This is a genomic window from Telluria sp. ZT3P25 (assembly GCF_059685895.1).
Window position 1 is genome coordinate 2,024,061 of the sequence record NZ_JCASIJ010000001.1, and the last position, 24,567, is coordinate 2,048,627.

Below are 24,567 nucleotides of genomic sequence, written 5' to 3' on the forward strand. Positions count from 1 at the left end.
TCAGACCACCCCGTTCTTCTTGAGCAGCGCCAGCAGCATCGCGTCTTCTTCAGCCGTCAGGTCGGTCAGCGGTGGACGCACCGGGCCCGCGCCATGGCCGACCAGGCGTGCGCCGGCCTTGACGATGCTGACGGCGTAGCCGGCCTTGCGGTTGCGGATCTCCAGGTACGGCAGGAAGAAATCGTCGATCAGGCGGTTGGTGGTGGCGAAATCGTCAGCGACAGTCGCGTGATAGAAGTCCATCGCCAGTTGCGGCACGAAGTTGAACACGGCCGACGAATACACCGGGGTGCCCAGCGCCTTGTAGGCGCCGGCGTAGACTTCGGCGGTCGGCAGGCCGCCCAGGTAGCTGAAACGGTCGCCCATGCGGCGCCAGATCGAGACCATCAGTTCGATGTCGCCGTTGCCGTCCTTGAAGCCGATCAGGTTCGGGCAGCGATCGGCCAGCTTTTCCAGCGAATCCGGGGTCAGGCGGCAGTTCGCGCGGTTGTAGACCACGACACCGATCTGCACCGAGCGGCACACCGCTTCGACGTGGGCGATCAGGCCGTCCTGGCTGGCTTCGGTCAGGTAGTGCGGCAGCAGCAGCAGGCCCTTGGCGCCCTGGCGTTCGGCTTCCTGGGCATGCGCGATGGCGGTGCGGGTCGGGCCGCCGCAACCGGCCAGGATCGGCACGACGCCGGCGCAGGTGTCAACGGCCGTCTTGATGATCTGGCCGTATTCTTCGCCGTGCAGCGAGAAGTACTCGCCGGTGCCGCCGGCGGCAAACAGCGCGGTGGCGCCGAACGGGGCGAGCCATTCCAGGCGCGCGGCATAGCCTTTCGGATCGAAATCACCCTGCGCATCGAAATCGGTGATCGGGAACGACAGCAAGCCGTGGGAAAGGACTTGCTTGAGTTCGTTTGGTTGCATCGTGCTGTCTCCGCTATCTGGTTGTTGGACGAAATACCTGCCATCGAGCAGGTTGTAAGTCATCGTACAACTGACTACGGTCATCCGCAAGCAGAAAATGCGGGAATTCAGTTCATCGTGCTTTCCAGGCGGCGCTGCGCTTCCACAAGCCGTTCGCGGCTGTTGGACAGATGGGTACGCATCGCCGCGCGCGCGGCTTCCGGATCGCGTCGTTCGATGGCGCGGTAGATATCGTCGTGTTCGCGGCTGACGCGCTCGAGGAAACCGGCGGGCTTGTCCTCGTCGAGCACGGGCGTGTTGAGCCGCGCGCGCGGGATGAAGGCATTGCCCAGGCGGGTCAGGATGTCGACGAAATACCGGTTGCCGGTGGATTGCGCAATCAGCAGGTGGAAACGTTTATCCGCCTCGACCGCCGGCCTGCCCTCGGCCATCGCCTGCTGCATCTCGCGCAGCGCGGCGGCCAGCTCGTCGGCCTGCTCCTGGCTGCGACGGCTGGCCGCCAGGCCTGCGGTCTCGGTCTCGACGCCGATGCGCAACTCCAGCACGGCCAGCACATCGCGCAGTGTCACGATATTCTCGGACTCCAGGCCCAGCCCCGCCTGCACGCGTTCGATCACGAAGGTGCCAATGCCGTGGCGGGTCTGGACCAGCCCGGCTGCCTGAAGATGTGTGATCGCTTCACGCACCACGGTGCGACTCACCCCGTGCTGGGCCATCAACGACGACTCCGTGGGCAATTTGTCGCCCGGCTTGAGCACGCCCTGCCGGATCGTATCGCTGATCTGCTCAACCATTCCCTGGGACAGACTGCGGTGCTTGCGTTGCGGGAGCGTCATGATGGGAAATCGCGATGAATGGGATGGCCTCGATTATACGCGACGATCAGGTTGTACGACATCCTATAACTGCCTGGCGTTGCATCGCTATCTGCGGTATAGCCACGTTGCAAAATTGGTCGGACCAACCTAGAATCGGATGATCATAAAAATATGGAGACACCGTGGCAAACATCCGCCCTTCTGCCCTGACCCTGCTATGCCTGCCGTTATGGTTCATGGGCGGCGCCGCTACGGCCATGCCACCCGTCCACGACCGCGTGATCCTGGTGGGAGACTCCACGATGGCCAGCACCACCGGCTACGGCGACGCGCTGTGCGAACGATTCACGCCCGAGACGGCCTGCCTGAACCTGGCGCGCGGCGGGCGCAGTTCGGGCAGCTTCCGGGCCGAGGGCCGCTGGGACGAGGTAACCGGCCTGCTGCGCGCCGGCGGCTACCGGCGCACCTTCGTGCTGATTCAGTTCGGCCACAACGACCAGCCGGGCAAACCGGGCCGCTCGACCGACTACGTCACCGAATTCCCCGCCAATATGCAGCGCTACGTCATTGAGGCGCGCGCATTGAAAGCGATACCGGTGCTGGTCACGCCGCTCACGCGGCGCAGCTTCAAGGGAGGCTATGTGCAGGATGACCTGGCGCCATGGGCGGCCACCGTGCGCAACATTGCCGCCGCTACGGCCACCCCGCTGATCGAACTGAACGCGCTGTCGCTGGCGGCCGTGCAGGCCATGGGACCGGACGAGGCCGACAAACTGGCGCGCGTCGGCGAGAACTTCGACCGCACGCACGTGGGACCATTGGGCGCCCGGCGCTTCTCGGACATCGTCGCGCGCGAGATCGTGCGCAAGGTGCCGCAACTGGCTGACGACCTGATGACTGCCGACGGCGCCGGAGGTATGCAATGAACGCCACGCTGGCGGCGATCGTACTGGCACTGGCGGCGGTGCAACCCGTCCACGCACAGACCGTGACGCCGGCAAGCGCCGAGCGCCAGCACGCACCGTCCGACGGCTGGGCCGCGCAAGAAGGCGGCACGCGCGGCGGCGCACTGGCGCTGCCTGCCCATGTGTACACGGTGCGCAACCGCGCGGAGCTGGTCGCGGCGCTTACAGCATCTGCGCCTTCGCGTATCGTGCGGGTGGCGGCAACCATCGACATGACCGAAGGCCGGCCGTTTACCGACAGCGCCGATCAGGCGCGGCGCGGCGCGGTGACCATTCCTTCCAATACCACGCTGCTGGGCGTGGCGTCCGGGGCGGGGTTCATCAACGCCAGCTTGACGATCGACGGGGTCGAACAGGTGATCGTGCGTCACCTGGCGATCCGCAATCCGTGCGACATCCAGCCGGAATGGGACCCGCACGACGGCCCCCAAGGCAACTGGAATTCGGATTACGACGGCATCACGGTGCGGGCCGCGCGGCACGTCTGGATCGACCATAACAGCTTCACCGATGCGCCCGACACGGACGACCGGGCGCCGGTCGAGAATGGCAAGATCAAGCAATGCCACGACGGGGCACTGGATATCTCGCAGGGAGCGGACCTGGTCAGCGTCACCTACAACCATTTTGCCGAGCACGAAAAGAACATGCTGATCGGCGCCAGCGACCGCGCCATGGGCGACACGGACCGGCTGCGCATCACGCTCAAGGGCAATCTGTTCGAACACGTCGCCGAGCGCGCGCCGCGCGTACGCTACGGCCAGGTGCACCTTTTCAATAACTATTATGCGGGCGAGCGCAAGCGAGCCGTCTACCGTCACAGCTACAGCATCGGCGTGGGGCACCAGGCACTGGTGCGCTCGGACGCCAATGCCTTCGATGTGACCGGGGCCCGGGGCTGCGCGGACCTGGTGCGCGACCCGGGGTCGAGCCACGGTGTGTTTGCCGACAGCGGCTCGCTGCTCAATGGCCAGCCGCTCGGCGCCTGTCCGTTTGGCGGTCCTGCGCTGTCGCCCCTTCCCTACACCCATACGGCGCTGCCGGCCCAGCTGGTGCCCGAGCACGTGCGCACCAACGCCGGCCCGCGGCCGGTCCAGGGCGCAGACGGCATCGCCGAAGCGCGCCTGTCGTTGGCGCCAGGTGTCCCGTTCGTGCTGCGCGCGCGGCGTCAGGCGAATGGCGACTGGCAGGGCGTGAGCGTGCAACTGGCCGATGAAGGAAAAACCCTGCAGGTCGAACTGCTGGCGTCGCGCAGCGGCAAGGTGGAACGCCTCAAGCAGGTGCGGCGCCGTCTTGCGCCAGCTTTCGTGGCATCCCGCACGCCGCTGACCGTGGGCCTGACATACGAGGGCGGCGTCCTGTTTGCGCTGATCGATGGGGAGCGCGTCACGAGTGCGCTGGAGACGCCGCTGCCGGCAACCCTGCCGCTTGACTGGGAAGCAGGCGCGCACACGGTGCTCGACGTACGAACCGGGCCGGAAGGTACGGTGCTGGCGCGCGTCACCCCGCAGGTCGCCGACAACCGGATCGCGCTGCAGGCTGGCGATCCGGCCGAGACGGTCGGCATCGGCGGCGCGGCCGACCTGGTTGCCGTAGTGGCCGATGCGCGCATCGCGACGGCTGCCGTGGTCGATGGCGCGCTGCGGATCACGCCGCTGGCGCCCGGTCAGACCACGGTTGCACTGACCAGCGCGAGCGACCCGTGGGCGCAGGCGAATCTGGCCGTGATCGTTGGCCCGCGCTTTGCCGAACCGACAGGCGCGCCGGCTGGCGCCGGCCTCGATCCGGCGCGCGGCGCACGCGGCGTACCGCCGGACACGCTGCTCCGCGTGGCGCTGGCACCCGGCGCGCAACTGACCGGCGAAGGCAGCATCCGGATCTGGCGCAAGCGCGATGGCGCTCTGGTCGGCGTGATTCGGCCCGGCGAGACCGTGAGCAGGGTCGGGCCGGCGCCGCGCCAGCGCCTGGTGCGCGAGCATCGGCTGCGGCTGGTCGACGGCCAGTTGCGCGCCCAGTTGCCGCAGGGTCTCGACTACGATACCGAGTATGTCGCGGCGGCCGAAGCACGCCTGGTGCGCGGAGTGGACTTCGCCGGCGCGCGCTGGGCGTTTCGCACGACGCCGCACCGCCCGGTGGGCGACAGCGTGACGGTGGCCGCCACGGGCCGCGCTCACTTCCGCACCGTACAGGGCGCGCTCGACTACGCGATGGGGCTGCCGCGCGCCCTGCCGCTGACGGTCAATGTGAGCGATGGCGTCTATCCCGAACTGCTGTACCTGCGCGACAAGGACCGGCTGACCCTGCGCGGCGCCAGCCGCGAAGCGACGATCATCCGCGCCACCAACAGCGACACCCTCAATCCGGGCTCCGGCAGCGGCCAGGCGCCACAAGAGCCAGGGCTGCTGGGCGGGCGCGCGCTGTTCCTGGCACAGGACAGCGACCTGCTCGAAATACGCGACATCGCCCTGCACAACAGCACGCTGCGCAGCGATGGCCATTCGCCGCAGGCTGAGACGCTGTTCTTCAACAGCCCGGACGGGCACCTGGCGGTGCGCAATGCGCATTTTTCGAGCGAACAGGACACGCTGCAACTCAAAGGCTACGCGTGGATCTACAAATCGCTGGTCGAGGGCAATGTCGACTTCGTCTGGGGGAACAACCGGACGACACTGTTCGAAGACAGCGAAATCCGCACGGTCGGCGACAGTGCGAATCCCGACAGCGGCGGCTACATCGTCCAGGCGCGCACTGTCGGCCCGACCGAGACGGGGTTCGTCTTCCTGCGCTCGCGCCTGACCCGCGGCCCCGGACCGGCGGGCAACCTGCCCCCGGATGGCAGCGCCTACCTGGCGCGCTCGCCGGGAACGGCAAACACCTGGGACCACGTCGCCTTCATCGAGTGCACCATCGGCCCGCACATCGCGGCCGACGGCTGGCTGCGCCGTCCAGCACCCAATCCGCTGCAGGGAGGCTGGCGCGAATACGGCAACCGCGCGCCGGACGGCCAGCCGCGCAGCTATGGCGGCACAGTGCTGGACGCCGCGGAGGCGGCGCGCTACCGCACCCGCGCCGCTGTCTTTGCCGGGAGCGGCTGGGATCCGCAGCCATGAGCGGGTTAGCTGCCACGATAACTATTTGCCGCGCGCCCTTGCCACATCAGGCCGGCCAAACTAAGATTCGCTAGTTTTGGCAGAGCTGCCAATTATCCAGGACAAACCGACCGATGAAGATTACTCCAGCGCCGAATGAACCAGGCACCACCGAGCCGCGGCTGTACCGCGTCGTGGCGGCCAGGATCGAAGAACTGATCCGTGCCGAGAACATCCGCGGTGGCGAGCGCTTGCCGGCAGAGCGCGAGCTGGCGGCCAAGCTCGGGGTCAGCCGCACGTCGCTGCGCGAAGGCCTGATCGCGCTCGAACTGGGCGGCAAGGTCGAAGTGCGTGGCGGCTCCGGTGTGTATGTCAGCGAACAGGCAGCGCCACAGGCAGTGGTGCCGACGGCCGGACCGGGCCCGTTCGAAGTGCTGGCTGCGCGCCGCATGATCGAAGTCGAAGTCGCCGCGCTGGCCGCCAAGCACGCCAATGATTCGGCGATCGACGCCATCCTGCTCGCGGTCGAGGAGATGGAACAGCACCATGAAGACCGCAGCGCCAATGAAATGGCCGACCGCAATTTTCACCTGGCCATCGCGCGCGCGACCGGCAACAGTGCCATGGTCGGCGTGATTGAATACCTGTGGAGCCAGCGCGGCTCACTGTGGCACAAGCTCAAGGAGCACTTCCAGACCGAAGAACTGCGCCAGCAAACCCTGATCGACCACCGCAATATCTTCGCCGCCATCGCATCGCACGATGTCGCCGGCGCACGCCAGGCGATGCGCGCCCACCTCGACCGCGTCACGCGCACTTTCTCGCGCGGCTGACCAGCCTCATCACAACAGCGGGCCGCGCCAGCGCCCGCTTCACAGGCCAGCGCTGCCCGACGCCTGCCCTTCCCCGCCCCTGCGCCCTGCCGCCTTCTCCGTCATCCGACATAAATAAGACAACTTCTGTATAGACCAGAACATATTTCGGCACGTCCAGATTGCCTAAGTGGTCTTACCAAAGTAAAATTGAACATACCAGTCGCCGGTTGCGCACGATTCACAGAAATCACCAACCGCCCGACATGCACGCGATCCCGAGACACATCCGGACGCACTCTCACGATGACAGGCAGGAGACACTCAGTGAAGATCAACCGTACAACCCCATTCCAGGGCTTTCTGCTCTCGGCCGTCGCACTGGCCGCCATGACCCTCGCCAACGGCGCAGCAGCGCAGCAAGCGCAGCCGCAGCGCGTCGAAGTGACGGGCTCATCCATTAAGCGCCTGGCGACCGAGAACGCCCTGCCCCTGACCACCTACAAGGCCGAGGAACTGGTCAACCAGGGCTTGACCACGATGTCGGAAGTGGCCGTGGCCCTGACCGTGGCCGCCACCAACGAACCGGTTGGCGGCGGTGGCGGTGGCACCATGATCAATATGCGCGGCCTGAACACCAACCGCACGCTGGTGCTGCTCAACGGCCGCCGCCTGGCCAACGAAGCGCTGGGCGCGAGCTCGGTCAACGTCGATGTCATCCCGATGGCCGCCATCGAGCGCGTCGAAGTCCTGCGTGACGGCGCCTCGGCCCTGTACGGCACCGACGCGATCGCGGGCGTCGTCAACTTCATCACCAAGCGCACGGTGCAGGAAGTCACGATCCACGCCAGCACGGTGCAGCCGCAGCAGTCCGGCGGCGGCGAACAGAAGCGCGTGACGATCCTTGCCGGCAAGGGCGATATCGCCACCGACGGCTGGAACGTCTACACGGCGTTCAGCGCCCAGCGCCGCAGCTCGCTGCTGCAGCGCGACCGGCCACAGATCTGGGACGCCGACAAGCTCGCCTCGCTGGGCGGCACGCCCTTCACGGCCAACACCTCGGGCGGCTCGGCTTCGCCTGCCAACTTCACCATCTACCGCAACGGGCGCCCGGCCAACATCACCGGCAACCCTTACTTCGCGGCCGGTTGCGTGGCCCCGGGCCTGGCGCAGACCACGGTGCCGTCCACCCGCACCGCTGCCAACGGCGCCCGGACCTGCATCACCGACCCGGGCATCTACCCGGAACTGCTGCCGGAAAACCAGCAGGTGACCTTGTTTACCAAGGGCAGCCTGGCGCACGGTGACGGCAAGATGCTGACCGTGGAACTGAATCTGTCGCGTTCATACATCGACGCGATCAGCCCGCCCCAGCCGTTCGGCAACAACACCGACTACGACCGCCTCACCGCGTCGCGCCGGCCCCTGATGATTACCAGGGCGAGCCCGTATTATCCGGGCGGTCGCGGCGGCGTGCCGGCCGTGGCCGGCCTGAACGGCGAAGACCTGGCCCTGACCTGGAGCCTGGATGAACTGGGCGCGGCCAAGCTGCATGACGTGCAGACCAACCACCGCCTGGTGATTGCCGACGAAGGCGAGTTCAAGGGCTGGGACTACCGCGTCGGCGGCTCGTACGGCTACAGCCACCGCGACTCCGGCTTCAAGGAAAACTTCGTGCGCACCCCGGCCGTATATGCCGGCGTGGCCAACGGCATCCTCAACCCGTTCGGCGCGCAGGATGAAGCGGGCCGCGCCTACCTCGAGGACATCTCGGCCGACGGCCAGCTGTTTCGCCAGGCCGACGTGCGCTACTACGGCGCCGACTTCAACCTGAGCCGCACGCTGATGGCCCTGCCCGGCGGCGACCTCGGGATTGCCATCGGCGGCGACTGGCACCGTGAAACGTATGCCGAAAACGTGCCGATGATCGGCAACGAGGTGGTCTGGCGCGTTAGCGGCTCTCCCGGCAACAACCCGAGCGGCCAGCGCCGCGTGGCCGGTCTGTACGCCGAGCTCGACGCCCCAGTCACGAAGGACCTGAACCTGAACTTTGCTGTGCGTGGCGACCACTTCAGCGACTTCGGCTCGACCTTCAACCCGAAGGCCAGCTTCCGCTACCAGCCGATCAAGGCACTGATGGTGCGCGGCACGGTCAGCACGGGCTTCCGCGCGCCGACCCTGCCGGAGCTGTACGGCGTACCGCGTACGTTGACCCCATCGACGTCGAGCTGGGACGATCCGCTGCTGTGCCCTGGCCCGACCCCGAACGTGGCCGGCTCCGGCACCCTGACCACCGACCCGCGCTTTGCCGGCCTGGGCCTGGACGCCGAGCGCGTCTGCAACACGCGCCTGACCACGCTCGTCGGCGCCAACCCCGATCTGGAGCCGGAGAAATCGAAGACCTACACGGTCGGCTTCGTGATCGAACCGGTCAAGAACTTCGTCGCCACGATCGACTTCTGGAAGATCGACATGAAGCGCACGATCGCCCAGATCAACGAGGATTCGATCTTCGATAATCTGGACCGGTATCAGGACCTGTTCGTGCGCAACCCGGACGGCACGCTGCAGTACATCACCAAGACGCGGCTGAACATGGGCGGGCTCAAGACCCAGGGCATCGACCTGAGCCTGAACTACATGCTCCCGACCGCGCACTGGGGACGCTTCGGGTTCTCGATGGACGGCACCTACACCGACCGCTACGAAGGCCAGAACGATGCGGGCAGCCCATGGGTCGACAGCGTCGGACGCATCGGTGCGCTCTCGACCGGTTCGACCTCGGCCAACACGTACATCTTCAAGTGGAAGCACCAGGCGCGCGTGAACTGGCAGTACGGGGCGTTCTTCGCCCAGCTCACGCAGCAGTACAGCTCGAGCTACGAAGACACCAACGCGCTGCCGACCCAGCAGCCGGGTCAGCCGTTCTACAACGTGATCGAGCCGTACCGCGTCTACAACCTGTCGACGACGTACAAGGTCTCGAAGCAGCTCAAGATCGGCGCCGGCGTGAACAACCTGTTCGACACCGATCCACCGCTGTCGAACCAGCGCCTGTCCTCGCGTGTGGTCTTTGCCCAGAACATCGCCAAGCCGATTGGCCGGGCGTTCACGGTGCGGGCTGATTACACGTTCTGATGGTTGGTGACGTCCGCTGTTTCCGCCTGTGCGGGAGCGGCGGGCGCACGCGCGCTGGCCGGAAGGGGCTATCGGCGAGAAGCAGTCATTGACTCGACATCCTTTTTTTCGGCCTCTGCGGGTGATGCCAGCATTCATTGACCGAGATTAGCCCTCGCCGGCCCCAAAAGCGAGCGCATGCGTCCGTCAGCCATTGTGCCAGGCAGCATGCGGAAGATCCCCAAATTTTGACATTGTGACAATCTGTGGATTTTTTCTCAACAATAGAGTGCTATCGTTTTTCGGGAGTTTGATATTGATCCCAATGAGGCTTTCAACTCCTTGCTTGAGGTTTGCAAGGTTCATGAAGCTCAAAAAGGTCAGCCTGCCGCTTTCGATCGTAAAATATTTGTCAGGAGAAAATCGTCGGATGTCCATCCTTTCTATCCTCGGGCTGACTCCCAAGGCAGCCGTCATCGAAGACGTATTGACGCCATCCGCGAGCCAGTTGCTCAAGCATGTTATCGCCGGTAGCTACCAGGAAGCCGAACGGCAGCTGCTCTCCGCGAGCGACGAGGAGCGCGAGCGCCTGCTCCACACATTCTCCCAGCGCGACGATGCGGTCGACCTGGCGCAGCAATGGGTGCGTAGCAGCAGCGACTCGTCCATTGCGCACACGGTGCTGGGCGCCAGCATGATCGGCAAGGCATGGAAGATTCGCGGCAGCGCCTATGGCAAGAACGTCGACCCAGCGGCCGTAGAGCCGTTCTTTGACCTGATCAACAGCGCCCCTCAGTCGCTGCTCAAGGCGGCGAGCCTGGACGCGGGGACGGCCGACCCGTTCGCATGGCTGATCCTGGCGGAAGTGCGAAGAAGCGGCGATCGTGACCTGATCGACCAATACTTTGCCCAGGCCACCGCACGCGTTCCCATGCACTGGCCGACGTATTACCGGTATTTCATGGTCACCACTGAGAAATGGGGCGGCAGCCACGAGAGAATGTTCCGCTTTGCTCAGGACAGCGCGGAGCGGGCGCAGCGCGGCAGTGCGATCCATTTTCTGGTGGCCTTGGCATATTGCGAACATGCTCTGACGTTGGAAGCAAATACGGTCAGGCAACTGCGCAACGCCTCGCATGCCGACCGCGTTAGTACCGCGCTATATGCCTGGCTCAACGCTACGCCTGCCACGCTCGAAGAGAAACTCAATCAGCCTGGCGACGGGTTCCGCGCTGTGGGCTTGAACCACTTTGCCGTAGCGTGCTACCTGTGCGGGGCAAGCAAGGAGGCCAGGGCACTCGTCGCGGCGTTGGAGCGCAAAATCATGCCGATACCCTGGGCATGGATTGCAGACGGAAAGCGCGAAAGCATTCATCTGGGTTTTGTGCATGACCGGGTGCAGCGCGAACTGGCACAAGCTTGAAAAGCGCCGCTAGCACGGTCCAAGTGCTGTTGAGACAACGACGTCAGCCCCAGTCACGCAGCCCCGTTGGCCGGGTTTCTGTCTAACGAGAACGTCGTGCCCGGTACCATCATTCCCGCCATCGAAGGGCGCTTCGGGTGATAGGTGTAGCGTGGAAGTCTGCTTCGGGTCGCCGTGGTAATCGACAGTATTGGCAACCACAGCATCGCGTGACATACCTGCCCACAGGATAGCGCGCGGCGAACGCTATCGTTCGTCCAGACAACTGCGCTTTGGGCACCAGCCAAAGCGGCTCAGCAGTGGTGTCTCTACAAAGTGCGTGACATGCGCCCGAACAACGTGCGCATCAACGACAGGAAGTCCGACACAGCGCTCTCTACCCGCCCCTCAAGGCGTAACGCGCACGTAGTCGACGTCAGCCCATGCGCCCGGCGCGCCGGTCGCAAACAGGCCGACCTGGGCGCCGACCCAGCGCCCCATCGCCGCATCGAATGGCTCGCCCAGCAGCGTGAACACAGTCCCATCCTGGCTATACGAGAACGCCACGCGCGCGCCATGCGTCACCTGCGCGCGCAGCAGTACCTTGTAGCCAGCCAGCGCTGGCCCTGACGTTTCGATACACTCGCCCGCCGCCTCGCAGCGCGCTGCCACCATGCGTGGCTTGCCGTCGACGCGGCGCAGCCCGAACCACTGGCTGGTCAGTCCCAGAACGCCCAACCCAATCTGGTCACCGTCGCGCACCGCGCGCAGTTCGACACTGGCCGTCACGCCAAAGGCCGGCGCCGGGAATTTCTGCGTCAGCACTGACGCCATCGTATGCAGCGGCGCCGCCGGCTGCGCGAACAGGCGCAGCATGCCGGGGCGTGCGTCGAGCGCATACCAGCCTGGTTGCGGGTTGGCCGTCCATTGCCACTGGTGCCCGAGCACAGCGCTGTCGAATTCGTCGCTCGTGGCCGGCTCGCGGCGGGCAAACCGGCCGGGCACCGGCTTGGCATGCTCGATGACCGGCTGGCCCGCGCCCGGCGTGGCGGACGATTCACCGATCAGCGGCCAGTCATCAATCCAGCGCAGCGGCTGCAAATGCACCACCCGGCCATAAGCGCGCCGGTCCTGGAAATGAAAGAACCAGTCCCCGCCCTGCGGCGTCGTGACCCAGGCGCCCTGGTGCGGACCGTTGATATCGGTCGCGCCCTGCGCCATGACGATCCGGTCTTCGTAGGGGCCCTCGATCCGGCGCGAGCGAAACACCGATTGCCAGCCATGCTCGACGCCACCGGCCGGCGCGAACACGTAATACCAGCCATTGCGCTTGTACAGCTTGGGCCCTTCCAGGGTCCGGTAGCCCGGCAGGCGGTTGCCATCGATGATCACCCGGCCCTCGTCCAGCAAACTGCGTCCGTCGGGCGCCATGCGGCGCAGGGTAAGCATGTTGTTGAATCCGGCGCGGCTCTTGGCCCATGCATGAATCAGCCAGGCCTGGCCATCGTCATCCCACAGCGGGGCCGGATCGATGAGGCCTTTACCGGGCAACAGCAGGTGCGGCGCACTCCACGGGCCGGCGAACTCGGTTGCCGTGGTGACGTAAATGCCGTGGTCCGGGTCGGGATAAAAAATCCAGAAGCGTCCGTCGTGATGGCGCAGGCTGGGCGCCCACACGCCCTTGCCGGGCTGGGGTGCAGCGAATGCGGCCGGTGGCGTGAGTTGTGGCAGCACGTGGCCCACCAGCTCCCAGTTCACCATGTCGCTGGAAGCGAGAAGCGGCAGGCCCGGCGCGTTGGCAAAGCTCGATGACACCATGTAGTAGCGCTCGCCGACGCGGATCGCATCGGGGTCGGAATAATCGGCGTGCAGGATCGGGTTGCGATAGCGGCCGTTGCCGAGGTCCGGCGACCACGGCGCGCGTGCGGGCACTGGCCCGAGCGTCTTGCCCAGGAAGCGGTCCATCGCATCGACAGTTGGCGCCAGCCAGGGGTCGAACAGCCAGAAGGAATGCGGCGCCCCGTCCAGCGCCACGGTATCGGTCGGGATGCCGTGGCTGGCCAACGTAGCCGCCAGCGCTTCGCGTCCGCTCGAAAAGCGCGGCGCGGCGCCAACGATGAATTGCACCGGCGGACTGTACTTGCCGGCATGGGTCAGCGGCGACGCGTCGCGCCATAGTGCCGGCTGCTCGGCATAGCGCCCGCCGAACCAGGCGCCCGCCGCCGATGGGCGCTTGGCCGGATCGTCTTCAAAGCGTAGCGCCAGTTCGGACGTGAAATCCGACAGGCCGTCGATATTGACCACGGCGCGCACCGCGTCGGGCCGGGTCATGCCCACCAGCGCCGCGATCTGCCCGCCGGCCGACCCGCCCGCGATGGCGACGCGCGCCGGGTCCAGGCCCAGGCCGGGTGCCTGCGCGCGCAGCCAGTCCAGCGCATCCTTCACGTCATCGATTGCCGCCGGATAGCGCGCCTGGCCCGACAGGCGGTAACTGACGGTGGCCGCCGCATAACCGCGCGCAGCCAGGCGCGCTGCCAGCGGCGCCATGTTCGAGCGCTCGCCGCTGGCCCAGCCACCGCCATGCACCAGCACCACCAGCGGCGCCGGAGCGTCGCCCGCTGGCGGCAGGTACAGATCCAGTGCCAGGGTCAGTGCGCCCCGTTTCGCGTACACGATGTCCTTGCGCACCTGCACCGGCGCCGGCGCATCGGCGCTGGCAATCCGGATGAACGGGTAGTCGCGTACCAGCTTCTTATAGGTGGTGTCGGCGTCGTAGCGTGCCTGCGCCGCTGCCGGCGCCATGACCGAGAGCGTGCCCAGCGCAAGGCAGGCCAGCACGATGCGTTTGCACGCTGCACCCTTTGCAGCCGCGGCCATGGGTCAGGTCACAGGTGCGGGATTGAACAGCGCCAGCGAGTTATGCAGCTTCCAGTGCTCGGCCCAGGTCTTGCGGCCGCTCGCCACATCCAGGATCAGCCGGAACAGTTGCCAGCCGACGTCCTCGATGCTCGCTTCGCCGCTCGCAATCGTCCCGGCGTCCAGGTCCATCAGGTCATGCCAGCGGCGTGCCAGCTCGGTGCGGGTGGCAACCTTGATGACCGGGACCGCGGCCAGGCCGTACGGGGTGCCGCGTCCGGTGGTGAAAATGTGGACGTTCATCCCGGCGGCCATCTGCAGCGTGCCGCAGATGAAGTCGCTAGCTGGCGTCGCTGCATAGATCAGGCCCTTCTGCGTCAGCTTGTCGCCCGGCGAGAGCACACCGGTGATGGCCGTGCTGCCCGACTTGACGATCGAGCCCATCGCCTTTTCAACGATGTTCGACAGTCCACCCTTCTTGTTGCCGGGCGTCGTGTTGGCGCTGCGGTCGACACTGCCGCGCACCAGGTAATCGTCGTACCACTGCATCTCGCGCACCATGGCTGCGGCCACTTCCGGCGTCGCGGCGCGCGCGGTCAGCTGGTCGATGCCGTCACGTACCTCGGTCACTTCGGAAAACATCACGGTGCCGCCAGCGCGCACCAGGAGGTCGGTCGCGTATCCCACGGCCGGATTGGCCGTCACGCCCGAAAACGCATCGCTGCCGCCGCACTGCACGCCCACCACCAGGTCGGACGCGGGACAGGTTTCGCGGCGGCGTGCGTTCAGTTCCTGCAAGTGCCGTTCGGCGGTGACCATCAGCGCGTCGATCATCGACATGAAGCCCACATGCTGCTGGTCCTGCAGCGTGACCACCGACGGCGCACCATTGCCGATCGGGATCGAGCCGGCCGGGAACAGGCGCGCCGGTGGGAGCTTTTCGCAGCCCAGGCTCACGACCATCACGTTGTCCCCGAAGTTCGGATTCTTCGACAGGTTGCGGATGGTCCGGATCGGAATGTCGGCGCCGGGTGCGTCGATCGCCACGCCGCAGCCATACACGTGCTCGAGCGAGACCACGTCTTCGACGTTCGGGTAGCGCGGCAGCAGTTCGTCACGGATGCGCCGCACGGCGTACTCGATCACGCCCGACACGCACTGCACGGTGCTGGTGATGGCCAGCAGGTTGCGCGTGCCAACAGAACCATCCTTGTTGCGGTAGCCCTCGAATGTGTACCCGTCCAGCAGCGGGCCGGCCGCGACGGCGTGGGTACCTACCGGCAGGTCGTCGAGCGAGCGCGCCGCCGGCATGCGCAGCACGCGCTCGGAGACCCAGCTGCCGCGTGCAATCGGACCGCTCGCATAGCCGATCGTCACGCCATAGCGGATCACCGGTTCGCCGTCGGCCAGGTCGCTCAACGCGACCTTGTGGCCCTGGGGAACGCCTTCGAGCAGCACCAGCCCGCCGGGCAGCACGGTGCCGGCGGGCAGGCCGCCATCGTTAACGACGATGGCAACATTGTCGCCTGGCTGCATGCGGATCGTGCGCGGAACGTCGTGGTTCATGTGTCGTGTCTGCCTGTCGGCTGAAGTTGGGAGGATCGTTTTTAGTATGCCATAAAACGCTCCAATGCGGCTAGTCCACATCCCTATTTTGGCCGGACCAAATGAGAATGGCCTGACCAAAGCGACACAAATACGCAACGCTGTGCCCGCGTCGTGGACGCGGCACGCTATCGGATCAGCAGTTGAACAATCAGGGGAATCGTGGGGGTGACAGCGACGGGTGCGGCCTGCGCAAACCGGGAATCAGGCAGGATAATGAAGGCGGTATGGTCTGCTACAACGGCCGGAACATCATTCGTCCGGCGAGGAATCAGGTGCTGGGAACGCTGCAAGCAGCAGCATCCCCAGCGCCGACAGCATCAGTGATGCGCCAGCTTCAACGGTGCCGGGCGGCCACCGCTGATCGACATTGGTGTCGACGTGTCCAGCTTGAACACGGCCAACGCTTCCGACAATTGCGCGGTCTGGTCCGTCAGCGAGGTGGCCGCCGCCGATGCTTCCTCGACCAGGGCCGAATTTTGCTGCGTCATCTGGTCCATGTCGCTGATCGCCAGACCGATCTGCACGATGCCTTCGCTCTGGCGCTGACCGGCGTCGCTGATGTCGCCCATGATCGTCTGCACGCGGCGCACTGCAGCCACGATCTGCTCCATCGTGCTACCGGCCTGATCGACCAGCGCGCTCCCGGCGTCGACCTTGGAGACCGAGTCGCCAATCAGTTCCTTGATTTCCTTGGCGGCGGTGGCGCTGCGCTGCGCCAGGTTGCGCACTTCGGACGCCACGACCGCGAAGCCACGGCCCTGCTCACCTGCCCGCGCCGCCTCGACTGCGGCGTTCAGCGCCAGGATATTGGTCTGGAACGCGATGCCATCGATCACCGAAATGATCTCGACGATCTTGGTGGCCGACGTATTAATGGCGCTCATCGTCAACACCACATTGCCCACCACTTCGCCACCGCGCGTGGCGATGTCGCTGGCCGTCACCACCAGGTCTTTGGCCTGGTTGGCGTTGGCGGCATTGGTACGCACGGTGTCGGTCAAGGCTTCCATCGCACGCGTCGTGTTCTCGAGGCGACCGGCCTGCAGCTCGGTGCGGCTGGCCAGATCGGCATTGCCACTGGCGATATCCCCACTGGCCGACGCGATCGTATCGGCCGAGGTCTTGATGCCGGCCACCATATTGGCCAGGCGATCGCGCATGTCGGACAGCGCGGCCAGCAAGCTGCCGTTGTCGCCCGGTTCGATGCGGATTGCCATCGACAGGTTGCCGTCGGCGACCATGCGAGCAATGTCGCGCGCATACTCGGGTTCACCACCCAGTTGCTGCCAGATCGTGCGCACCATGAACCATGAGACGGCGATCAGCACGGCGATCACGATCAGGCCGGTAACGATGGTGACCGTCACGACGTTCGTCACGCTGGTTTCGCTGCGCGTGATGCCGGCCTTGAATTGCTGCTGCGCTAGTTCATTGACCTTGGCGACGTCGGTGGTCAAGGTTGCGAGCGTCGACTGCATGCGCGTCACGACGGCCTGCGGATCGCCCTGCTCGATCTCGAGCATGATCTTGGCCGCAGAGACGGCCGGGTCGTAATATTGTTCGAATTCCTGGCTCAGCCGGGCGCCGGTTGCCTGCATCCCGTCGATCTTGCCGAATTTGGCCAGCTTGGCCCGTACTTTGTCGGCCTGTTCGCCAACCTGCGTCAGGCGCGCCTTGTCGCCTTCGCTGACGGCGTCGCGCAAGCCATTGGTGACCGACTCGATGTCGCCCGCCAGTTCCTTGCTGATGTCGAGCGCCGGGTAGTCCACGCTTTCAGTCGTGTGGATCGACGTGAGTGCTTTGTTGGCGATGCCGGCACTGACGGCAACTCCGAGGGTAAAAATGATGGCCGAGATGATCGGCAGTGCCCAGATCCTGCGTTTGATACTCATGCTGCCTGCTCCTGAAGTCAAAACCCGCCGCACGCGCGGCGGGGTACCGATAAATGATCAGGAACCGGAATAGACCACTTTGACCGACGCGTCGACCGCGCTCTTGTCGATATAGCCAATCGCTTTCGGGTCGGCTGCAACGGCTTTCTTGACGCCGGCGTTGTCGCCGACTTCCTTCGGCATCGTGGCCTTGCCGGTGAAGACCAGCTTCGACCACAGGGCCTTGATCTGCGAAGGATCCTTGTCCGTCACTTTCTTGTAGAACTCAGCGCGCGCCGGGGCGCTTTCGGCCTGGTCAACCGGGGTCATGGCGGTCGATTTACCCAGGAAGAACTGCGACACCTGGTCCTTGGTCAGCGACGATTCGGCGGCTTTCGCATTGACGACGACGACGACTTCGGCAGCGGCTGGCAGCGCGAGCAGCAGGACGCTCAGGGTCACGCTGGCTTTGAACATTTGATTCATTGGTAAATCCTTAGAACACGAAGTCAAGCGCGACGGCGCCGACGGTCACCGGGCCCTTGAAGCCAGGCTGGACGTTGATGAACTGGCCGTTGGTTTGCGGCTTGATGCGATCGATCTGGACCTTGAGCGCGGCCGACGTCATGAAGTCCCAGCGCACACCGATGCTGTCAGTGGTCTGGCTCGTGCCATCGATGGCCGTGGTCAGCGTGTTCATCAGGCCCGACAGTGCCGCCAGCGTTGGTGCGCATGCGAACGAGGCACCAGCTGGGCAGTTGGCAGGAATGGTGTTGGTCACGCCCTTCGAAATGATCTTGGCGCGGGTGTAGTACGGCAGGAACTTGCCGAAGCGGTAACCACCCATCACGTACCACGACTTGGACGAACCCAGGAACGAATCCGGCATCTTGCGCTTGGCGTATTCGGTCAGGACGACGATATTGTTCCAGTCCATGGAAAGACCAGCCGACGTGAACGTGTACTTGCGGTCCTTGGTGTTGAGAAGCACGCCCATGTCCGCCACTTGCGGGACATTGAACGCGGCAGCCGTGTTGTTGAACGTGACCACGGCGGCGTCCAGCTGCGCGCTTTCTGACGACAGTTTGGTGCCGCTGCGACCCACGCGCACGATGAACGGGCCATGTTCGGCCGTCAGGTTCAGCGCGTACTGGTCGCGGGATTCGGCGGTAGGACCACCCGCAGTCTTGAAATCGCTGCGACCATAGGCAGCCAGCGCCGTGACGGTCGTATCGCCGTACTGCTGTTGCCAGGTGACGTCGGCGCCGTCGATGTTATTGATTGGCATCTGCGAATACAGTTCCTGCGGCGGACGCAGGAAGGTGTTGGCGTAGCCGACATTGCGGTATTCCGAGATCATGAACGCTGGCATGGCCATGCGACCAACGCGCACGCTCAGGTTGTCCGACAGCTTGGCCTTGACGAAGGCCCACGACAGTTCGGCGCCGAAGCTGTCTTCGCCATCCTTGCGTACAAGGCCCTGGCCGGTAACCGACAACCAGGAGTTGACGGTGTAGTCGGCCTGCAGGCCGAGGTTCGAATCGACGCCGGTGCGTGGATCCTTCTTGACACCCGACGACTGGTTCGAACGGGCAAATTCAGCCTGGTCGGTATCGGCAAACGTGAGGGCGCCGGTACCAAAACCGCTGATACGAACAGCATTACTATCTTGAGCAAAGGCGGATGCGACGGCGAATGGCAAAGCGAGTGCCACCACGATGAAACGTGTTTTCATAATTTCCTGGGGAATACAATTGAAATAGTTTATTGAATGCAAAGACGGCGACATGACCTGCGCCGCATCGCATTTGCTGAGGCAATTGTATCCATGCAGAAACTGTTGCCGCAACGAAAATTCACAAAAAGTCACTTTATCTGTTCGATAAGTGTGATTCTGTTGTGAACTTCTAACGCATTATTGCAATTCAATTACTTCAATCGATCCCCAACACGAGAGATGACACCAGGCTGCGACCGGTTACCGCAGCCTGGTATTGCCATGCACTACCGGTCGGTCAGAATGCCGTTCTGACACCCAACACCACACGCCTGCCTGGCAACGGTGCGACGTCCTTGAGCACCGACGTCGACAGGCGAATATCGTCGTTCAGGATATTCTTGGCCAGTGCGAACCAGGTCAGATCCAGGCCCTGCACGCGCTGCGTGTACGACAGGTTGGCGTCGAGCTGGTTGTAAGCCGGCGTGTCCTGGTTTTCGTTGGCGGCCAGGCGATCCTGCCCGCGCGCATGGACCAGCGATAGGCCACCGCGCCAAGCCCCCTCACGGTAGCCGACGCTGGCGCCGATCCGGTCCGCGGGTTGCAGCGGCAGGTTGCCACCGCCATCGCCAAGCTCGCCGCGCGAGGTATCGCCGAACAGCCGCCCCGACCAGCCAGCGCCGGTCTGGTTGTAGGTCAGCTCGGCTTCGGCGCCATGAATGCGGGCACGGCGCTGCTCGAACGTGCGGGTGCGCAGTTCATCACCCGGGTTGCCGTCCTCATCGACGAGGTCGCGGCCAATCCGGCCGAAAATGTAGTTGTCGATATTGTTGCGGAACAGGTTGGTTTTCCAGCGCACCAGGCCCGTGTTCTTCTGCAGCGTGAGTTCGACGTTGCGCGAGGTTTCCTTGTCGAAGTCGGCATTGCCAATATCGAAGGTGGCGGTCGCATCGTGCGGCCCGGCCGAGTACAGTTCTTCGATCGCGGGCGCGCGCTGCGCGTACGACAGCGTTGCACCGACGCTGTAGCCCGGCATGAACGGCCAGGCGGCGCCCAGCGAGCCGGAGCCAAGATCGAAGGTGCGCTGCCTGCCGCCCACCGGCTCGCGCTTGACGTTTTCGTAGCGCGCGCCAGCGCTCATGCGCAGCGGACCGGCCTCCCCCTCTTCCACCATGAACAAGGCCGTCGTTTTGGAGTGGGTCAGCGGCACCGTGTCCGGCCCGCCTTCGGCATTGAGCGCCGAGAAGTGCGTGTTTTCGGTCTGCGCACCGATCGTGCCGCGCAGGCCGGCAATGACCTCATGTGTGAGCTCCAGCCGCGTTTCCAGCGAGCGGTTATTGAAGATCACCTCGGGGCCGTCCTCGCCCAGTTCAGCGTGCTCGTAGTCGGTATAGCCAGCCTTGAAGCGCAGTGATTCGATCCCTTTGAACGGTTGCTTGAGCATGCTGTCAAAGTCATAGCGGTCCTGTTTCTGGTCGATGCGCGAACCTTCGGCGCTCGGAATGCCGTACAGATTGCTCAGGTGCGATGCCGACACACCCGCATAACCCCAATCGTCGACCCACGAGGCGCCGGCGCCAAGGTTCTTTTCGCGCGTGTCCGAATGCGGCAGGCGGCGCATCGCCGAGTCGGCGTCCTGCAGGACCCGGCGGTCGGGAATGCGATAGTCGTCTGTATCGCGCCAGTTGCCATCGACGTGCAGCGCGATCTTGCCGCTGGCGGCGTCCGCGGTGCCGGACACATTCTTGCCGTTGTCACCGGTGCTGTAGCGGGTCTCGACCTGGCCGGTCGGCGTGGCTTCGAGGTGCGTCGGAATGCGCTCGTTGACAACATTGACCAGGCCACCGATCGCGCCCGAGCCGTACAGCAAGGCGGCCGGGCCGCGCAGGATTTCGATCTGGCGCGCGACCGCGCCCTCGGCCGATACCGCGTGATCGTTCGACAAGCCCGACACGTCGGACACGGACATGCCGTTTTCAAGCATTTTCACGCGCGAACCTTCGAGGCCGCGAATGATGGGGCGCGAGGCACCGGCGCCGAAGGCCGAGGCGGACACCCCGAGTTCCTGCGACAGCGTCTCGCCGAGCGAGCTGCCGGCCTTGTCGCGCAATTCATCGCCGGCCAGTACTTTCGCCGGGGTCAGGATCTGGTCGTTTTCACCGTTGCGAAACGGTGACGCAGTGACAATCACCTGCTGGGTATCGGCGTTGCGTACCGACTGGGCCTGTGCCGGCATGTTCCAGGCGAGCAGGATGGCGCTGGCAAGCAGCGTGCGTTGAATATTCATGGTGACAACCTCGAGCAAAATGGGTGCGAACGGCACTGCCATGGCGGCGCCACGGCAGTACATCGATTACTGCAGATCGAATCAGTTCGCCCGAGGGGGACCGCGTGGAAGGCATGCGCGTACAGGCTGCACGTGCGCGCACCCGGCGCCAAGTGCCAGTGGGCCGGATGCGGCCAGTTGCGGTAGATGACCAATGTACTGCGGCAGCGGCAGCGCGACATCGAGCTGGGCGCCGGCTGCGCATTCGGCGCAGAACTCCTGCAGCGCAGGTGCATCCGGCTGGCCACCTGCCTGCTGCACACCCTGGCGTTGCTGCGTGCCATGCCAGTGCGACAGCCCATGCGCCAGCGCCATCTGCTGCGAGACGAGCAATAACAGCGATAGCAGGCAATGAAGAATGGAACGTGGCATGCGCGGCGAATGACGGTTGACCCGCGCATTCTACGTGATGGGAGTCGATTGCGACAGCAACCATCATGGTTGCTGTTCAGTTGCGTTGACATGCCGTCGCCGCGCCGGCCAAAAATGTCCGCCGGCGTCACCCCGAAGCGAACGGTCGTAGCCCCATCCTATACCGGGTCCAAGTCGGATGGAAACCGGCTAGCTTCCTGCCACTCCTTTTGATCAAGGCCAAGGGGTTTATTCCGGCGATGCCAAGCGCGGTTCAAATGAGAGAAGACGTGGCCCAGTTGTATGCGTAGATCGACTTCGTGATAGTCGTCGGTCGCGTTCATTTCAGAAATCAGCGCCGTCAACTGCTCCTGCGCATCTTCAAGCTCATACATGAGCCCAGCCCACTCGACTGGCGCATTTTTTTTGCTTATCAATGGCGCTCCCTGGGTTTAGCCGCCTGCTGATGGGTATTGCGGACGTCTGCTTTGGCCGGAACCGGCAGCTGGGGCAGCTTGGCTGGTTGACGAGCCGGAGAAATCACCGACTGTCCCGACAGGCAGGAGCCGGTCCACAGCGGCACCAAAGTTACAAACGATCGTTTTAGTCGCTCGAAAAATTCCCAGCTGGCTGAAGGCCAAGCAAGAACTCTTCAAACGTATCGGCGAGCACCGTCACTCGGTAGTCAAGTTCTTGATCCACATGAATGACCCGCGGCTCTTCGGAAGGGCCGCCAACCGAATAATCCAGACAGATCATGTCATGCCCATCAGAGGGGCAGTCGGCAAAGTAAACGCCGATTGGCGGATAGCCCCACTCATCAATCCAAACTGGCTACCAAGTGCTCCACACAGCGCGTTTGGCTTGCTCTCGCTAATTCCGTAGATGCCAGTGATGCCTACATGATCGTTCGCCCACGATGTCCGCTGCGTCGTACCGTGGCACGTTCGCGTCGGTAACCCGCCGTTCTGGGTCTGCATCAACGCAACATAGGACAATGGCAGCCGATATCCAAGCGTCGCTTCGACGGCTGAAACAAGGTTATCGGTCACGGGTTCTGCTTCATACTCTTTTCTCGAATATTCGGACTGCTCCCAAACATCCGGCGGCAAATTTCTCATGGTTCTGTCAGATGATGAATGTTACGGAGGGTCCGCTCCAGGCCAGTTCCAGCCAGTCGCCCACGCACAACAGGTTGCTGAGTTGAAAATCTGGCGACGACCGTGAACGCTAGCAGTTGACTCCCGTATTGGACGTCGAGAGGCCAGGCAGGTGGCCGGATTGGGCTATTCGTATAGTTTTCCCATATAAAGGATTTCCGCCGCGCGCTTCCACGGGTTGCTCGGCTTTTCGTAGAATCCAATGCCATCGGACGACGAGTCCCCCCATTGAAATGCTGCATCCAGATAGGCGCCGATCGTATTGTTCTCCCATCCATTAGCCCTAGGGCAATAGGGAGGACTCGGGTTTGCCAATTCCTTTTGCTGCCCGTGTTCCCAGTCTTCTGCAAGCGCTTGCAAGAATCGGAGAAAGGACTGCTCGTCATTTACTGAATCAAGAATTGCTCGAAGCTGTGAACTCATCAGATGGGTAGTCTATCAGGTAGCATGCAGAATGGATTGGGACCCGCGCCTTGGCCCGGCGGCACTCCCTGAAACCAAGCTCCCTCGGGCGTGACCAGCATACGTTGTGTTGTTGTCGGACGGTCTATTTCGACCAGGGTAAAGTTGTCGAGCGTCGCAACAGGCCACTGCTGCCCAGACGCGGTCGTTCATTCTTCAAATAACGATAAACGCGGGGTAGATTTGAAGGCTCTCGTACTGGGTAGAATTGTCGTGGAGGCGCAGCCGCAGTCCATTCTGAAACCTGATCTCCATGGTCTCTTCGCACAGCACGGCGTAACTCTCGATCATCTCGTTCAAGAGCTTTTGAAACGCCGTCGTAGTCCAATTTCGCTCTTCGTCCCAGGTAGCGACTAGCTCATCGCCCTCAAACACCTCAACCAGACTTTGAACGCAGATCTTGGTTCCTGATCCGAACAGAAATTGGACGTCGTACCGCCCGAGACCAATCTGCTGTATTTCTGATCCGACGACACCTTCCAGTTTTATATCTTCCGAGAAGCCGTGCATTTGATTCCTTAGTGTGTCGGTAGCGCGTCGCCAGTGTCCGCTCTTGGCCCTGAATTCAACCGCTCGGTCCTAGCATGGCAGGTCGCCGTGTTGACAGTTTAGCGATTCCCGCGACAGGCGGGTATTGACCAGTTGCGGACATACTTCGACCGGCTATGTCAATTGTTCGATCGATACTGCGGCGTTGTGAATAACAACGTCCCCAAAGTCACCTTCAAGCGTCAAGATATTGTCCACCATAGACACGCCTTCGAGCTCGCCAAGGGTAGGACGGTTGCTTGAGTCCGTGCGTGACGCCAGCAAATCGAGCGCGCCGAACGTGACGTGTAGGCAAGCGCCGGCCGTGTTCCACGCCGACAGCTTATACCGGGCTCCGCCCTCAGCACGGACCACCATCTCGAAGCAGAGATCTTGCTGATCAGGAGAGATCGACAGGACTTCGGATTCTTCAAGATCGCAAAGATTCATGGAAAGGTAAATGAGGTTGAAACCATGTGGAAGTCGGCTTCTGGCCGAAACCCGCAGTTCGTCAGTGCTCTGCTTGCCTGGATAATTTGCCGCTCAGCTAACTTTTTGGAGTCCAGCAACCGG

20 protein-coding genes are annotated in these 24,567 nt (G+C 63.8%); 5 read left to right on the forward strand and 15 right to left on the reverse strand.

All coding sequences use genetic code 11. From position 1 onward, the window contains the following. Complete coding sequence (gene kdgD / locus AC56LY_RS09115) at nucleotides 1-912, reverse strand: 5-dehydro-4-deoxyglucarate dehydratase (RefSeq protein WP_499578511.1); 912 nt, start codon at nucleotides 910-912, stop codon at nucleotides 1-3. A gap of 107 nt (nucleotides 913-1,019) precedes the next feature. Then, nucleotides 1,020-1,748, reverse strand: a complete 729-nt coding sequence (locus AC56LY_RS09120) for a FadR/GntR family transcriptional regulator (protein WP_499578513.1) — start codon at nucleotides 1,746-1,748, stop codon at nucleotides 1,020-1,022. A gap of 164 nt (nucleotides 1,749-1,912) precedes the next feature. Between AC56LY_RS09120 and AC56LY_RS09125 the strand changes: the two genes are divergently transcribed. The 5 genes from AC56LY_RS09125 to AC56LY_RS09145 all read left to right on the forward strand — a co-directional run bounded on the left by AC56LY_RS09125 (nucleotide 1,913) and on the right by AC56LY_RS09145 (nucleotide 11,136). Further along, a complete protein-coding gene (locus AC56LY_RS09125) occupies nucleotides 1,913-2,656 on the forward strand; it encodes a rhamnogalacturonan acetylesterase (RefSeq protein WP_499578515.1) in 744 nt (247 codons plus the stop codon). After that, complete coding sequence (locus tag AC56LY_RS09130) at nucleotides 2,653-5,805, forward strand: pectinesterase family protein (protein WP_499578516.1); 3,153 nt, start codon at nucleotides 2,653-2,655, stop codon at nucleotides 5,803-5,805. The genes AC56LY_RS09125 and AC56LY_RS09130 overlap by 4 nt, the downstream gene beginning before the upstream one ends. Nucleotides 5,806-5,918: 113 nt before the next feature. Next, nucleotides 5,919-6,617, forward strand: a complete 699-nt coding sequence (locus AC56LY_RS09135) for a FadR/GntR family transcriptional regulator (protein WP_183552730.1) — start codon at nucleotides 5,919-5,921, stop codon at nucleotides 6,615-6,617. A 306-nt stretch (nucleotides 6,618-6,923) separates the two neighbouring features. Beyond that, nucleotides 6,924-9,734 carry a TonB-dependent receptor plug domain-containing protein gene (locus tag AC56LY_RS09140; RefSeq protein WP_499578518.1) on the forward strand — a complete coding sequence of 937 codons (2,811 nt, stop codon included), beginning with the start codon at nucleotides 6,924-6,926 and terminating at the stop codon, nucleotides 9,732-9,734. 343 nt (nucleotides 9,735-10,077) lie between these two features. Continuing rightward, nucleotides 10,078-11,136: a hypothetical protein gene (locus AC56LY_RS09145; RefSeq protein WP_499578520.1), complete on the forward strand. Its 1,059-nt coding sequence runs from the start codon at nucleotides 10,078-10,080 to the stop codon at nucleotides 11,134-11,136. Between the two features lie 387 nt (nucleotides 11,137-11,523). On the opposite strand, the gene AC56LY_RS09150 is transcribed toward AC56LY_RS09145, so the two are convergent. From AC56LY_RS09150 to AC56LY_RS09210, 13 genes are all read right to left on the reverse strand, one after another. Beyond that, nucleotides 11,524-13,992 (reverse strand): alpha/beta fold hydrolase, encoded by a 2,469-nt coding sequence (locus AC56LY_RS09150; protein WP_499578522.1) that lies wholly within the window; start codon nucleotides 13,990-13,992, stop codon nucleotides 11,524-11,526. A 3-nt stretch (nucleotides 13,993-13,995) separates the two neighbouring features. Next, nucleotides 13,996-15,537, reverse strand: a complete 1,542-nt coding sequence (gene garD, locus AC56LY_RS09155) for a galactarate dehydratase (RefSeq protein WP_499578524.1) — start codon at nucleotides 15,535-15,537, stop codon at nucleotides 13,996-13,998. 359 nt (nucleotides 15,538-15,896) lie between these two features. Beyond that, nucleotides 15,897-17,471, reverse strand: coding sequence for a methyl-accepting chemotaxis protein (locus tag AC56LY_RS09160; RefSeq protein WP_499578526.1), 1,575 nt, complete (start codon nucleotides 17,469-17,471; stop codon nucleotides 15,897-15,899). 57 nt (nucleotides 17,472-17,528) lie between these two features. Then, a complete protein-coding gene (locus AC56LY_RS09165) occupies nucleotides 17,529-17,936 on the reverse strand; it encodes a hypothetical protein (protein ID WP_499578528.1) in 408 nt (135 codons plus the stop codon). Nucleotides 17,937-17,946: 10 nt separating this feature from the next. Then, nucleotides 17,947-19,185 carry a porin gene (locus AC56LY_RS09170; RefSeq protein ID WP_499578529.1) on the reverse strand — a complete coding sequence of 413 codons (1,239 nt, stop codon included), beginning with the start codon at nucleotides 19,183-19,185 and terminating at the stop codon, nucleotides 17,947-17,949. 280 nt (nucleotides 19,186-19,465) lie between these two features. After that, nucleotides 19,466-21,454 (reverse strand): TonB-dependent receptor, encoded by a 1,989-nt coding sequence (locus AC56LY_RS09175; RefSeq protein WP_499578531.1) that lies wholly within the window; start codon nucleotides 21,452-21,454, stop codon nucleotides 19,466-19,468. A gap of 81 nt (nucleotides 21,455-21,535) precedes the next feature. Beyond that, complete coding sequence (locus AC56LY_RS09180) at nucleotides 21,536-21,865, reverse strand: hypothetical protein (RefSeq protein ID WP_499578533.1); 330 nt, start codon at nucleotides 21,863-21,865, stop codon at nucleotides 21,536-21,538. A 158-nt stretch (nucleotides 21,866-22,023) separates the two neighbouring features. After that, the gene (locus tag AC56LY_RS09185; protein WP_499578535.1) at nucleotides 22,024-22,239 is read right to left on the reverse strand and encodes a hypothetical protein; all 216 of its coding nucleotides are present in this window, start codon (nucleotides 22,237-22,239) and stop codon (nucleotides 22,024-22,026) included. Nucleotides 22,240-22,447: 208 nt separating this feature from the next. After that, on the reverse strand, nucleotides 22,448-22,669 hold the full coding sequence (locus AC56LY_RS09190; RefSeq protein ID WP_499582002.1) for an SMI1/KNR4 family protein: 222 nt from the start codon (nucleotides 22,667-22,669) through the stop codon (nucleotides 22,448-22,450). Beyond that, on the reverse strand, nucleotides 22,600-22,965 hold the full coding sequence (locus AC56LY_RS09195) for an SMI1/KNR4 family protein (protein ID WP_499578538.1): 366 nt from the start codon (nucleotides 22,963-22,965) through the stop codon (nucleotides 22,600-22,602). Before AC56LY_RS09195 ends, AC56LY_RS09190 begins: the two co-directional genes overlap by 70 nt. Nucleotides 22,966-23,130: 165 nt before the next feature. Then, nucleotides 23,131-23,427: a DUF7660 family protein gene (locus AC56LY_RS09200; RefSeq protein WP_499578541.1), complete on the reverse strand. Its 297-nt coding sequence runs from the start codon at nucleotides 23,425-23,427 to the stop codon at nucleotides 23,131-23,133. Between the two features lie 195 nt (nucleotides 23,428-23,622). After that, nucleotides 23,623-23,976: a hypothetical protein gene (locus AC56LY_RS09205; protein WP_499578543.1), complete on the reverse strand. Its 354-nt coding sequence runs from the start codon at nucleotides 23,974-23,976 to the stop codon at nucleotides 23,623-23,625. A gap of 153 nt (nucleotides 23,977-24,129) precedes the next feature. Beyond that, nucleotides 24,130-24,444: a hypothetical protein gene (locus AC56LY_RS09210; protein ID WP_499578545.1), complete on the reverse strand. Its 315-nt coding sequence runs from the start codon at nucleotides 24,442-24,444 to the stop codon at nucleotides 24,130-24,132. Between the last annotated feature and the right edge of the window lie 123 nt (nucleotides 24,445-24,567).